The 13,468-nt window shown below is 67.4% G+C and carries 9 protein-coding genes; 2 read left to right on the top strand and 7 right to left on the bottom strand.

Annotation, left to right across the window (positions count from 1 at the left end; all coding sequences use genetic code 11):
* A partial coding sequence (locus A5759_RS01990) for an ATP-binding protein (protein ID WP_231984503.1) occupies positions 1–275 on the top strand: 275 nt, incomplete at its 5' end.
* 54 nt (positions 276–329) lie between these two features.
* Here A5759_RS01990 and A5759_RS01985 read toward each other — a convergent pair.
* The 6 genes from A5759_RS01985 to A5759_RS01960 form a co-directional block, all read right to left on the bottom strand.
* Positions 330–1,607 carry an HNH endonuclease signature motif containing protein gene (locus A5759_RS01985; RefSeq protein ID WP_082961915.1) on the bottom strand — a complete coding sequence of 426 codons (1,278 nt, stop codon included), beginning with the start codon at positions 1,605–1,607 and terminating at the stop codon, positions 330–332.
* 330 nt (positions 1,608–1,937) lie between these two features.
* Positions 1,938–5,888, bottom strand: coding sequence for a bifunctional nitrate reductase/sulfite reductase flavoprotein subunit alpha (locus A5759_RS01980; RefSeq protein WP_197505923.1), 3,951 nt, complete (start codon positions 5,886–5,888; stop codon positions 1,938–1,940).
* A 5-nt stretch (positions 5,889–5,893) separates the two neighbouring features.
* Complete coding sequence (locus A5759_RS01975; protein ID WP_068193142.1) at positions 5,894–7,321, bottom strand: NarK/NasA family nitrate transporter; 1,428 nt, start codon at positions 7,319–7,321, stop codon at positions 5,894–5,896.
* Positions 7,322–7,488: 167 nt separating this feature from the next.
* Positions 7,489–8,235, bottom strand: a complete 747-nt coding sequence (locus A5759_RS01970; RefSeq protein ID WP_068193139.1) for an alpha/beta fold hydrolase — start codon at positions 8,233–8,235, stop codon at positions 7,489–7,491.
* Positions 8,236–8,259: 24 nt separating this feature from the next.
* Positions 8,260–9,789: a phospholipase D-like domain-containing protein gene (locus A5759_RS01965; protein ID WP_068193136.1), complete on the bottom strand. Its 1,530-nt coding sequence runs from the start codon at positions 9,787–9,789 to the stop codon at positions 8,260–8,262.
* Positions 9,786–11,333 (bottom strand): phospholipase D-like domain-containing protein, encoded by a 1,548-nt coding sequence (locus A5759_RS01960; protein WP_064418305.1) that lies wholly within the window; start codon positions 11,331–11,333, stop codon positions 9,786–9,788. Before A5759_RS01960 ends, A5759_RS01965 begins: the two co-directional genes overlap by 4 nt.
* 42 nt (positions 11,334–11,375) lie before the next feature.
* On the opposite strand from A5759_RS01960, the gene A5759_RS01955 reads away from it, so the two are divergent.
* Entirely contained in the window at positions 11,376–12,110 is a 735-nt protein-coding gene (locus tag A5759_RS01955) for a type 1 glutamine amidotransferase (RefSeq protein WP_068193132.1), read from the top strand.
* On the opposite strand, the gene A5759_RS01950 is transcribed toward A5759_RS01955, so the two are convergent.
* Positions 12,089–13,438 (bottom strand): TIGR01777 family oxidoreductase, encoded by a 1,350-nt coding sequence (locus tag A5759_RS01950; protein WP_068193127.1) that lies wholly within the window; start codon positions 13,436–13,438, stop codon positions 12,089–12,091. The genes A5759_RS01955 and A5759_RS01950 overlap by 22 nt on opposite strands.
* Positions 13,439–13,468 lie beyond the last annotated feature (30 nt).

Raw genomic sequence — 13,468 nt, 5'->3', positions numbered from 1 at the left:
CCGGCAGACTGTTCCTTCGGCATACCTGCATCCTCGTTTCCAAGGTCAGGAGCCTCCAACATTTCCAGGGCGATTCACTGGTCTCCGATAGGGCCATCGCCGGCAAACCCTTGATTCTCACTAGCAACCGCGCCCCGAAAGACTGGTATCCGCTGTTCCCGAACCCGGTCGTCGCTGAATCACTGCTCGACCGGCTGATCAACACCAGCCACCAAGTCCTGATGGACGGACCGTCCTACCGGCCCCGGAAACGGCCCGGACCCGCCACCACCTGACAACCCCGCGAACCAACCGCTACCCTCACCACAGCAGGGCCCGAGCATGAGGAATTACGTGACGGCAACCCCTGAGGAATTACGTGACCGTCGGCAGCTGCGGTTGTCGGGTCCGCAGGCCAGGCCGAGTTCGTCGATGTTGGTGTTGCCCCCATCGGTCCAATCAGCTTCGACGTGGTGTGCTTGGCAGCCGTAGGCCCCCACGGTGCAGCACGGTTTAGTGCATCCGCCATCACGAGCGATCAACATGATCCGCTGCGCAGGGGAGGCGATGCGCTTGGTGCGGAACAGATCCAGCGCCGAACCGGTGGCTTGGTCGAACACCGCCAGGTAGTGGTTGGCGTGGCCGGCCAGCCGGATCACCTCACTGATGGGCATCCGGGTGCCCCCGCCGGTGGTGCCGACCCCGGCGCGCGATTCCAGCTCCCGCAGGGTGGTGCGAATGATGATCGAGACGGGCAGCCCGTTGAGTTGGCCGAGTTCACCGCTCATCAGGGCGATGCGCCCGACGGCGATCATCGCGTCGTGTTGACGCTGGGCCAGGCTGCGGTGGTCGTTGTCGATCTGGGCCTGGGAGGGGGTGCCCGAGGTGCACGGCTGGGCATCGTCGGGGTTGCACATGCCCGGGGCGGCGTATTTGGCGAAGATCGCCTCCCAGAGCGCCCACGCTTCGGGGGTGAGCATCGCGCGCAGCCCCACCATCCCGTCAGGGCCTTGTGGGGATTTTGTGATTCCGCGTTTGCGGGCCCGGTCGACGTCGCTGGGCGCGGGGCCGTCTTGGTCGAGTAGAAACAGCGTCAGTTCGGCGGTGTCGGTGAGTTCTTTGGGTCCGACCGTGACCGCGGTGCGCACCAGGTCCAGTTCGAATTGTTCGCGGGTGGCGGTGTCGACCCAGCCCGGCAGCTTGTGCAGGGATTTGCGAATGACCTCGACATGTTCGGCGTTGATCAGCCCGTGGGCTTGAGCGGCTGCCGTGGCGGCCAGTACCGGTGGCAGCGACGCGCCGCTCACCGCCTGGCGGGGGGCCAATAAGTCAGCCTCGGTCAGGCGCCGATTGGCCTCGCGTGTGGAGGTCCGGTAACGCACTCGCAGGACTTCCTTCCAGGAGTGCGCACCCATCTCAGCCGGTGTGGCCTCGCACCGCAGACGGGCCAGCAAACGCTGGCCCAACGTCGGCAGCTGACACGACAGCGTTTCGAACTCATCGAGGGCGGCCACCAGGTCATGGCGGGTCAACAGCTCCAGATCACAGGCAACCACCTGCTCATAGGCGGCCCGCAACTCGGCGATCGCCACCTGCAACGCTGTTCCCGACATGCTTCGAACATACATTCGAGGTCTGACAGATCCGGCCGGTGATTTGCGCTGGCACGCCGGCGGTCGGCGTGTCCGATGTTGTAGCCCGCAGAAGGGTGTCCAGAAGTGATCCGAACTCGCGGGGCGATCGGAGGTCGAAGGCGTCCGCGTAGCGAGAGTTCGCGGTAGCGGTGCGGGCCGTTCAATTAGGTGGCGCATGGGGGTTGAGGGTGGTTGGAAGTCATTGTGGCCGTGGGAAATCGTGGTGTGCAGACTTCCGAGCACCATCTCGGCGAACGTGCGTGTCTGCCCACGACGCGCCTCTCGAGTTCAGCAGTCTCTGCACGCTCGCGACACGGCGAGCGCTCAGTACACGTCGCGTACGTAGCGTTTGGCCGCGACCAGTTCGCGCTTGTAGTCGTGCGCCTGTTCGTGTGACATCCCGCCGTGCCGCTCGATGATCGTGGTCAACGCGGCGTCGACGTCCTTGGCCATGCGGCTGGCGTCGCCGCAGACGTAGAAGTGCGCGCCGTCGTCGAGCCAGCGCCACAGTTGAGCACCGCGGTCGAGCATCCGGTGCTGGACGTAGACCCGCGAGGCCTGATCGCGGGAAAACGCGAGGTCCAACCGGTCGAGCAGACCGTCGCGAGCCATATCCTCGAAATCGTCGCGGTAGTAGTAGTTCTGGTCGCGGTGCTGCTCACCGAAGAACAACCAGTTGCGACCCCCGTGGCCGAGGGCCCGTCGCTCCTGCAGGAAGCCACGGAACGGCGCGACGCCCGTGCCGGGACCCACCATGATCATCGGAACCGAGCCGTCCTCCGGCGGGCGGAAATGCGGTGAGCGCTGCAGAAAAACCGGCACCGACGACGCGCGGTCGGCCAGAAAGGTCGAGCAGACGCCGCCACGACGACCGCCGTCGGCGCCACGGTAGCGCACCACCGACACCGTCAGCTGCACCTCGTGCGGGCTGACCAGCGGGCTCGACGAAATGGAATAGCTGCGCGGAGTCAACCGGACCAGCACCTCGCGCCACTCGTCGGGATCGGCGTGCACGACGAATTCCTGGACAAGGTCAAGGCCGTTGCGGCCGGCCAGCCACTTGTCCAGCTTGGCCTTGGGCGCCCGCAGCGCCTTGGCGTCGCGGCTGTGCTCGGCGATGAAGCGCACCAGGTCGGGAGTGATCCGGCAGAAGTCGAAGTGCGACATGAGCGCATCGCGCAACGACATCTCGGCGCCGTCGATTTCGACGGTGTGCTGAGCCGGCATTCCGGTGGCCGCCAGCCACGCGTCGACCGTCGCGGGATCGTTGGTGGCGCACACTCCCAGCGAATCACCTGCTGCGTAGGTGACGTCGTGTTCGGAGATGTCGAATCCGAACTGGCGCACTTCTTTTCGGGAGGCGGGCCCGTTGAGCACCACATTGCGGGACAACGGCACGACGAGGGGGCGCGCGCGAGTGAACGGCTGAGCGACGGTGGCCGGGCGCGCGAGTGTCGTGACGCCACCCCTGGGCGGCGACGTGTCGATGCCGGGGGTCAGCAGTGCGGTGACATCGTCGGCCCAGCGTCGCATCCGCTCGTCGTCATAGGCCTCGCAGTCGGCGCGCTCGAGCAGCCGCACGGCGCCGAGGTCTGCCAGCCTCGTGTCGACGGCCCTGGCGTGGCCGCAGAAGTCGTCGTAGGAGCGGTCGCCGATGCCCAGCACCGCATACCGCACGCCGGTCAACGGCGTCGCCTCCGAGGACTGCAGCCGCTGCCAGAAGCTCGCGCCGTTGTCGGGCGGTCCGCCGTCGCCGAACGTGCTCGTGACCACGAGTACTTCACGGGCCGTCGCGAGGTCGGCCGGCGCGAGGTCGTCCATGTTCACCAACTGGGCGTTGCCGAGCCGCTCGGCGAGTCGGGAGGCGAAGTCCTCGGCGTTGCCGGTCTGCGACGCCCACAGCACGAGCGGCCCATCGTCGAGTTCTGGTCGAGGGACCGGTTCTTCGGAGGAACGGTGGGCCTGGCCCGCGAGCAGGCCGTTGATCCACTGTCGTACCTCGGTGCACACGGGCGCCGAATCGGGCAGCACCGGAACATCGGCCCCGGCCTCGGCCAGTCCGCTGAAAAAGCCTGACACGTAGAGCGATTCCTGCTCGCTGAGCGTCGGCGACGCGACCGGTCGCAGGTCGACCGCGCAGACCTTGAACTCGGGCTGCAGCGAATCGGGGTCGACCGCGTCGTTGGTCAACGCGTTGACGGTGAGGTTCTGACCGTGCTCGTCGTTCCAATGGAAAGGCACGAAACAGCTGCCCTGCCGTACGCGTTCGGTGACGACGGCGGTCAGCACCGCGCCCCCGCGCCGCGTCGTGAGCTCGACCGGTCGTCCGTTCTCGATGCCGAGCCGCAGCGCATCCTCGGGATGCACCTCGACGAACGGCTCACCGGTGAGCTTGTTGAGCGACTCGACGCGTCCCGTCTTGGTCATGGTGTGCCACTGATGTTGCAGCCGACCGGTGTTGAGCACCATCGGGTAGTCATCGTCGGGCAGTTCCCGCGCGTCCATATGCGGGCGGGCGTGAAAGATCGCCCGCCGCGACGGGGTTGGGAAAGCCAGTCGCGGCGCCTGCCCGCGCTCGTCGACGAAGTACTCCTGGCTGACACCGTCGTTGACGTAGCGGATGGGATGGCGATCGGACTCGTCGTCCGGCGCGCACGGCCACTGCACCGAGGTCTCCCGCAGCCGCGCGTAGCTGGCACCGCGAATGTCGTAGCCGGTCTTCGGGTTCCAGAACCGCCGGATCTCGTCGAAGATCTGCTCGCTGGAGGTGTAGGCGAAATGCTCGCCGAAGCCCATGTGGGTCGCGACCTGGCAGATCAGTTGCCAGTCGGGCCTGGCCTGTCCGGGCGCCGGAATGGACTGCTGCAGCAGCGTGAGATTACGTTCGGAGTTGACCATCACCGCATCGGATTCCGCCCACATGGTCGCGGGTAGCACGATGTCGGCGTAGGTGTTGGTGGCGGTCGCGCTGTAGGTGTCCTGGGTGATGACGAGCTCGGCGGCACGTAACCCATCGATGACCGTCGCCCGGTTGGCCACGCTGGCAACGGGATTGGTGCAAATGATCCAGCACGCTTTGATGTCGCCGTCAGCGAGTTGCCGGAACATGTCGACGGTGCCTGGGCCGACGTCCGCACGGATCGTGCCGGGGGCCACGCCCCACTGCTTCTCGACGAATGCGCGGTCCTGCGCCGATGTCACCGAGCGCTGACCCGGCAGCCCCGGGCCCATATAACCCATTTCGCGTCCACCCATCGCATTGGGTTGTCCCGTCAGCGACATCGGCCCGCTGCCCGGTCGGCAGATCGCGCCCGTGGCCAGATGCAGGTTGCAGATCGCGTTCGTGTTCCACGTACCGTGAGTGCTCTGGTTGAGCCCCATCGTCCAGCAGCTCAGCCACTCCCCCGCGTCGGCGATCATCTGGGCGGCGAGCCGGATGTCGGCCTCCGCCAAACCCGTGACGTGAGCGACCTTTTCGGGCGTGTAGTCGGCGAGAAACGCCGGCATCGCCTCCCAACCCTCGGTGTGTTGATCGATGAAATCGAGGTCGATGGCGCCGTTTTCGACTAACAGATTCAGCAGCCCGTTCAGTAACGCGAGATCGGTGCCGGGTTTGATCTGCAGGAACAGGTCAGCGCGTTCGGCGGTCGTCGTGCGGCGGGGGTCGACGACGATCAGCTTGGCGCCTGCCTTGAGCCGGTCGACCATGCGCAGGTGCAGGATGGGGTGACAGTCGGCCATGTTGGAGCCGATGACGAAGAACAGGTCGCTGCAATCGAAGTCGGCGTACGACCCCGGCGGACCGTCAGCGCCCAGCGATTGTTTGAAGCCGGTTCCGGCGCTGGCCATGCACAGCCGTGAGTTCGACTCGATGTGCACCGTGCGCAGGAACCCCTTGGCCAGTTTGGTCGCGAGATACTGTGCCTCGATGGACATCTGGCCCGACACGTACAGCGCCACCGCGTCGGGACCGTGCTGCTCGACGATCTCCCGCAGCCGCCGGCCGGCCTCGGCAACGGCGTCGTCAACGGGGATCGGGACCAGTTCCTCGTCGCGGCTGGGCCGCAGCATCGCCGAGGTCAACCGGCCGTCCGCGGCGCGCATCAACTCGGCGTGGGTGGCGCCCTTGGTGCACAGCCTGCCGAAGTTGGCCGGGTGCAGCTTGTCCCCGGACACCCGCGCGATCACCGGGTTACCGGTCTGCCGGTCGGTGGTGGTGTGCACCTCGATACCGCAGCCCACGCCGCAGTACGAACACGCCGTCCGAGTCACCATGGGCGTCAGGCGGGCACCGGTGAAGCGACGCGGCCGACCTGCTCGCCGGCGCCGGTCCGCGAGGTCTGCATGCGCAGGAACACAAACCACGTGACGATCGCGCAGATCACGTAGAAGCCGAGGAACACCCAGAACGCGTTGGTGGCGGACTTGGCGTCGCTGACGTACGACGCGCGCAGCACGACGTTGATGAATACGCCGCCGAGGGCGCCGACCGCCCCGGCGAAGCCGATCAACGCGCCGGACATGCTGCGCGACCAGGCGGCTTTGTCCTCGCGGCTCCAGTCGTCGCGACCCTGGGCCTTGGCTTCGAAGATCGACGGGATCATCTTGTAGGTCGAGCCGTTGCCGATGCCCGACAAGACGAACAACAGGATGAAACCGGTTACGTAGGCGGCCATCTGACCGCTGGTGGCTGCACCTGCCATACCGTCGTCGAGCACGCCGGCCGCCACCAGGATTCCTGCGGCGAAGATCATCGCGATGAAGGTGTAGAGGGTGACCCTGCCCCCGCCGACCCGATCGGACAGCTTGCCGCCGAACGGACGCGAGATCGAACCCAGCAGCGGGCCGATGAACGCGATCTGGGCGGCATGCAGCGAGGCCTGCGCGGGGGTGTCGCCGCCGGCGAGGAAGTTGATCTGCAGCACCTGCCCGAAGGCGAACGAGAAGCCGATGAACGAGCCGAACGTGCCGATGTAGAGAAAGCTCATCACCCAGGAGTGCTTGAACCGCAACGCCTCTGCCATGGCGCCCAGGTTCGACCGCTGATTGCCGAGGTTGTCCATGAACAGCGCCGCCCCCAGCGCGGCCAACGCGATCAGGACAAGGTAGATGGCGCAGACGACTTCGGGTGCGGTGTTGCTGACGGTGGCGATCACCAGGAGCCCGACCAGCTGGATCACCGGTACCCCGATGTTGCCGCCGCCGGCGTTCAGGCCGAGCGCCCACCCCTTGAGCCGCTGCGGGTAGAACGCGTTGATGTTGGTCATCGACGACGCGAAGTTGCCGCCGCCGACTCCCGCGACCGCGGCCACGATCATGAACGTGGTGTAGGACGTGCCGGGGGTGTTCATCACCCACAGCGTCAGCACGGTCGGGATCAGTAGCAGCAGGGCACTGACGATGGTCCAGTTACGCCCGCCGAACCTTGCGGGGGCGATGGTGTACGGGATCCGCATGAATGCGCCGACCAGGGTGGGCATGGCGACCAGGTAGAACTTGCCCGCCGCATCGATGCCGTAGACGTCTTGGGGCATGAACAGCACCATCACCGACCAGATCGACCACACTGAGAATCCGACGTGCTCGGCGAATATCGACCAGATCAGGTTCCGCTTGGCAATCATCTTGCCACCGGATTCCCAGGCCTCGACGTCCTCGGCGTCCCAATTGTCGATGGTGCGGCTGCGGCTCAGAGTCTTCACAAGCATCACGATGAAGTGCGGCCATTCCGTAGCCGTTGCACGTCCGTGACCGAAAGGTCAACTCCCGCTCACACAGGCGGTGCAAGGCGGTCCGGCCGCCGGAAACGTTGACGAAACAAATGTGGCGTGGGTTACGCCGGCCGGCGAGCGATCAGAACGGACAGGTCGGCCCGTCAGGCAGCCGTCTCCCAGAATCGGGCGAGCACCTCGGCCGCGCGTGCGGGATCCTGCACCATCCACCAGTGCCCCAAACCGTCGAGAACCTCTGTGCGCGCGCCTGCTCGCGCCGCCGCCCGCCGGCGCATGTCCTCGGTGCCCACGTACGTGTCCTCCGTCGCGAGAAACGACAACCCCGGACGGGCAGCAGCCTTCTCGAGCTGGCGGCCCGCCTCGGACAGAACCGGCTGGGCCGCAGAGCGGTACAGCGCCAGGATCGCGCGCCCCATCTCGGGACCTTGCGCCCGGGCGAGCGCTGTTGCGACATCGGGTGGGAGTCCCAGACCGGCCATTTGCGCCGTCTTGTCTTCGACCGTGCCGCCCATCATCGCCTCGACCAGTTCCTCACCGGCTCCGGGCGTCTGCCACACCTGGGCGAGCTCGTGCCAGACATAGTCGGGATCGAATAGCCCCACGACGTCGCTGGCCCAGGTGCGCAGGAGTTCGGGACGGCGCATCGCCACGTTGACGACGTGACCGCCGCCCCAGTCGTGTCCCACCAGATCGACGGGTTCACCGATGCGCTCCAGTTCGCGCTCGAGCCAGTCCCGATAGTCAAGGTACGTAGCCGAGAAGTCGTCGGGCAGCGGTGCGCCGAACCCCGGCGGCGACAGCAGCACCACGTCATCGCGGCCGAGGACGTCGACCATGGGCCCCCAGATCGCATCCGTCTCCGGATTACCGTGCACCAGAACCACTGTCATACAGCGATCCTAGGCACGCCGGATTCACAGCTTGCGCCGGAGCCGGTCTCGGTACGAACGCCCGTCCGGGTCGTACATGAACCGGTACACCGGCTCGGCCCACAGCCGCGTCAGCAGCCCGAGTCGTTCGGCCTTGTGCGGGCGCAAGCGGCCGGGCGGTCTCGGTCCTCGCCGACCCGAGGCGTACCACGCCTCCAGCGCCTCTGCGGTTTCAACGATCTCGGACACCGCGGTGACCGGATCGACCAGGCCGCCGTCCTCGCTGCGGTCCAGATGCTCGCGCATCAGCTTCAGCCTGAAATCCCGTGCGAAAACGCCCTCGGAATCCAGTACCGCACAGGATAACTCGCTGTCGTGCGTCCACGATCGCCGGTTGAAGTTGTCGCTACCCGAACACGCCCACACATCGTCGATCACGCAGACCTTCGCATGCACGTACACCGGTGTGCCCTCGTGGTTCTCGACATCGAACACGTGCACCCGGTCCGGTGCGGCACGGTGACACGTCTCGATGGCCTGCCAACGCCCGACCTGGTTAGGCGGCAGGGCCAGCCGGCCGTCGACATCGGGGTAACGCGGCACCACCGCGACCAGATGCAGATCGGAGTTGGCCCGTAGCGCCGCCGCGAACAGGTCGGCCACCCGCTTGGACCACAGGTACTGGTCCTCCAGGTAGATCAGCCGGCGAGCCCGCGGCACCGCCTTGCTGTACGCGCGGGCGATGCTGCGCTCGCCGTGCGGCGCGAAGTCGTACGCGAAATGGGCGTCCGGGTAGGTCCGCAGCACCTGCACGCTGTGCGGACCGCACGGTGGCGGGTGCGGCGGTTGCTCCGGCAGCGCATCGGCGGTCATGTCCGTGCCACTGAACTTGTCCCGCAGCCATGCCAAAGGATTCAGCATGTCCAGGGACGCAGGATCGTTCCACCGTTCACGAAACGTCATGTCCAGCGCGCCGACGACCGGCCCCTGCAACCGCAACTGCACGTCATGCCACGGTGGATGGTCGCCGTAGCGCGGTGACATCTCGATCGCCTGAGGGTCGCCGTGGTGCGAGGCGTCATCCCGCCGCGAGTGACACAGGTCGATGCCTCCCGCGAACGCCACATCGCGCTCCGGGGAACCGGGATGGCGGATCACGACCAGCTTCTGATGATGCGAACCGCCGATCCGCACCCGCTGGTCCAACAGGACCTCGCCGCCGGCCTTCTCGATGTGCTTACCGAGATGGCGGTTCTCCTCCTCGCTGTAGGAGAGCTCATCGAGATGCGACCGCCACACCAGACCCTTGACCACCACCCCGCGTTCGGCTGCACGGCAGAACAACTCGCGAACCGTCGGCCCGTTGTCACGCATCTTCTCGTCGGGGTCGCCACGCCAGTCGGTGAAGAACACGTAGTCGCCCGCCGCGAGCGCCTCCACCTCGGTGGCGAGGTGGTCGAAATAGGTCGAGCCGTGCACGAGCGGTTCGACGCGGTTTCCTTCGCACCACGCCGGGATGTCCGACGCCGGGTTGCCGCGCTCCTGCTCGGTCAGGAACCACTCCTCGACGTTCACGGCCGCCGCCGCAACAGCCGGTCGCGATACGAGCGACCGTCGGGGTCGAAGATCATCCGGTAGGCGGGTTCGGCCCACAGCCGTGTCAGCGGATCGACCCGCTCGCTCTCGTGCGGTCGCAGTCGTCCCGGCGGTCGCGACCCGGAGCGGCCCGACCGATGCCAATCCTCCAAAATCGCTGCGCACGCGATCATCTCGTCGACGGCGGCGACCGGGTCGACCAGACCCTCGTCTTCGCTGCCGTCCTCGGCCCGGTCGAGATGCTCGCGCAACAACCGCAGCCGTAGATCACGCGCGAACCGGTCGTCGGCGTCGAGCACCGCGCACGACAGTTCGCTGTCATGCGTCCACGAACGGCGATTGAAGTTGTCGCTGCCGATGCAGGCCCAGGTGTCGTCGATGACACACACCTTCGAGTGCACATAAACCGGTGTGCCCTCGTGGTTTTCGACGTCGAACACATGCACCCGGTCAGGCGCGGCACGGCGGCACGCGTCGAGCGCCAGTTGACGCCCGACCAGCGTCGGCGGGCGGCCAAGACCACCTTCCAGATCGAAGTAGCGCGGCACGACCGCCACCAGTTGCAGGTCGGGATTGTTGGTCAACGCCTCGACCAAGAGGTTGGCGATCTCATCGGACCACAGATACTGGTCCTCCAGATAGATCAGGCTCCTGGCGCGCCGAATCGCCTTCGTGTAGCCGCGTGCGATGCTGCGTTCGCCCTCCTTGGCGAACTCGTACTGGATCAAGGCGTCGCCGTAGGTGCGAAGCACCTGCACCGCATGCGGTCCGCAGGCCGGCGGGTCCGGCGGTTGCTCCGGTAGCGGGCGCGGCCGCTGGTCCTGGCCCCCGAACCTGTCGCGAAGCCACGCAAGCGGGTTGAACAGATCCAGCGGCGCGCGCGCCGTCCACCGCTCCCGGAAGGTGACGTCCAGCGCCCCGATGACCGGACCGCGCACCTGCAGCTGCACGTCGTGCCACGGCGGGCGCTCCCCGTACCGCTTCGACATCTGCACCGCCTGCGGGTCACCGCGGTGCGATGCGTCGTCGCGACGCGAGTGGCACAGGTCGATGCCTCCGATGAACGCCACGTCCCGCTCCGGTTCGCCGGGATGGCGGAGCAACACCAGCCGTTGATGATGCGATCCGCCCACCAGCACCCGCTGATCGAGCAGCACCTCCCCACCGGCGCGCTCGATGGTCTCGGCCAGGTGACGGTTCTGCTCCTCGTTGAACTGCAAGCGATTCGGATACGACCGCCACATCAGACCCTTGACGAGCACACCGCGCTCGGCGGCCGAGCGGAACAGTTCGGCGACGGTAGGACCGTTGTCGCGCAACCTCTGGTCGGCGTCGCCGCGCCAGTCGGCGAAGAACAGGTGATCTCCCGCGCGAAGCGCCTCAACCTCGGTGACGAGCCGATCGAAGTACGACGCGCCGTGAATAAGAGCCTCGGCGTGGTTGCCCTCGCTCCACGCCGGCAGCTCCCAATCGGGGTTACCGCGTTCACCGGCGGTGAGGAACCATTCGGCCAGCACTGACACCCCGTGGGATGCCCACTCGACGCTGGATCTACGCGCGGAATAATGGGCCGCGTGACGGCAAGAGTCCTGTTTCTCTACAACGACCCCCTCGCGACCGAGGCGCTGCTCGGCGAGGCGTTCGTCGACGAGGGCTTCGACGTGCACACCTTCGAGGTGGTGCCCCGTGAGCGCGCACACTCTCCTGCCGACGACGTCACGTTTCCCGACCCGACCCACTACGACGTGCTTGTACCTCTCGGCGCGCGCTGGCCCGTCTACGACGACGCGCTGCGCCGCACCTGGGTCGGCGAGGAGATGGCGATGATCTGCCGCGCGGCCGACGCGGGCATCGCGATCCTCGGCATCTGCTTCGGCAGACAACTGCTGGCGCAGAGCTTCGGCGGGACGGTCACACGGTCGCTGTCACCCGAGATCGGTTGGTATGACGTCGAGTCCACCGATCCGGAACTGGTGCCCGGCGGCCGATGGTTCCAATGGCACCACGACCGCTGGACACTGCCGCCCGGCGCCACCGAACTGGCCCGCACCGCCAACGCATCCCAGGCGTTCCGGTTCGGCCGCGCGCTCGCGCTGCAGTTCCACCCCGAGGTCGACCTCGAGCTGCTGGACCGATGGCTGGCCGACGACGATACCGGCGAAGTCGCCGCCTTCGGCCTCACCCGTGACGAATTACGTTCTCAGACAGACAGGTTCGCAGGCGACGCGGCCAGCCGGGTACGGTGTCTCGTGCACGGCTTCGTGACACGCGTGGTCGGTCAACCGTGCCCGAGCTCGTGAGCGAGCGCACCGTCCAGCGACGGATGACGGAAGCGGTGGCCGAGCGCCTGCAATGCGGCGGGCAGCACTCGTTGATTGGCTTCGGCGAGTTCGCGCGCTCCCTGTTCCCCGAGCAGTAGGCGCGGCCCGAACGACGGAACCGGCACGACGGCGGGACGGCGCAGCACCCGCGCCAACGTCCTGGTGTAGTCGGCGTTGCGCACCGGATGTGGGGCCACCGCATTGACGGGACCGGCCATCCGGTCGTCGTAGAGCGCGCGCAGATACACGTCGAGCAGATCGTCGAGCGCGATCCACGCCAGCCACTGCCTGCCGCTGCCCAGCCGGCCACCCAGGCCGGCGGCGAACAACGGTCGCATCAGGCGCAGCGTGCCCCCGCGCGCGGACTGCACGTTCCCCGTCCGGACGGTGACGATCCGCAGTCCCGCCTCGGCGGCCGGCGCCGTCGCCGCCTCCCAGTCCCGGACCACCTCGGCCAGGAAGCCGTCCCCGACCACGCTTTCCTCGGTCAGTGCCGCATCGCCGCGGTCGAAGCCGTAGATGCCCACCGCCGACGCGCTGACGAAGGTTCTCGGTCCGTCATCGGCCCGCGCCGCCACCTCGGCGAGCCGACGGGTCGGTTCGAGGCGGCTGGCGCGGATCGCGTCCTTGTGGGCGTCGGTGAACCGGCCGGCTATCGACGCGCCCGCCAGGTGCACGACCGCGTCGACCCCGGTCAACAGCCCTGGATCCGGCCGATCGGGGTTCCACTGCCGCTCGTCCGCGCCCGCCGCCGCCCGCCGCACCAGCCGGATCACTCGGTGCCCTCCCGTGCTCAGGAACGCTGTCAACGCCGACCCGACCAGACCTGATGCGCCGCTGACCGCGACCGTGAGCGGGCGAAGCCCTGCGTCGGCGGCGTCGCGGTGGGCGGCAAGGTCGTCGGCCAGCTGGCGGTGGCGGTAGACGAACATCGGCCGCAGCGCCGCCGCCGGCACCGGCGCCTCGATGCGGTCATAAACCCGGGTGCCGCCGGGGGCCTCGCCGAACTCGTGAACGTGGGTCCACCGGCCGACCAGTCGCGGCGGCCACGAGGCCGGCCCGTTCGAGGTCAGCACATCGACGAAGCGGCGCGGCGGGTCATAGCGGTCCGGGTCGTGCTGGGCGATCCAACGCAGACCACCCGGCAGCCCGAGCACCGCGCGCCCGTCGGCCAGCGACTCGGCTTCCGCGATCGCCTTCATCGGCTGCCACGGCGGGATCAGCCGCCTCATCGCGCCGGTTCGTGCGTACCAGCCGAACACCTCGTCGAGCGTGTGCCCGACGACGCTCTCGTATTCGATTCCCATGTGTCGATATTCGTCGCCGTCATGCCGATG

The sequence above is a fragment of the Mycobacterium sp. 852014-52144_SCH5372336 genome (assembly GCF_001665615.1).
GTDB lineage: Bacteria > Actinomycetota > Actinomycetes > Mycobacteriales > Mycobacteriaceae > Mycobacterium > Mycobacterium neumannii_A.
The sequence above is the reverse complement of the archived record's forward strand: the minus strand, read 5'-3'. Positions and strand labels throughout refer to the sequence as shown.

Bases quoted from the DNA above. Each gene is read 5' to 3' on its own strand.
- A5759_RS01985 (WP_082961915.1), bottom strand. From the start codon at position 1,607: ATGTATGTTCGAAGCATGTCGGGAACAGCGTTGCAGGTGGCGATCGCC.
- A5759_RS01980 (WP_197505923.1), bottom strand. From the start codon at position 5,888: ATGGTGACTCGGACGGCGTGTTCGTACTGCGGCGTGGGCTGCGGTATC.
- A5759_RS01975 (WP_068193142.1), bottom strand. From the start codon at position 7,321: ATGCTTGTGAAGACTCTGAGCCGCAGCCGCACCATCGACAATTGGGAC.
- A5759_RS01970 (WP_068193139.1), bottom strand. From the start codon at position 8,235: ATGACAGTGGTTCTGGTGCACGGTAATCCGGAGACGGATGCGATCTGG.
- A5759_RS01955 (WP_068193132.1), top strand. From the start codon at position 11,376: ATGGGCCGCGTGACGGCAAGAGTCCTGTTTCTCTACAACGACCCCCTC.
- A5759_RS01950 (WP_068193127.1), bottom strand. From the start codon at position 13,438: ATGGGAATCGAATACGAGAGCGTCGTCGGGCACACGCTCGACGAGGTG.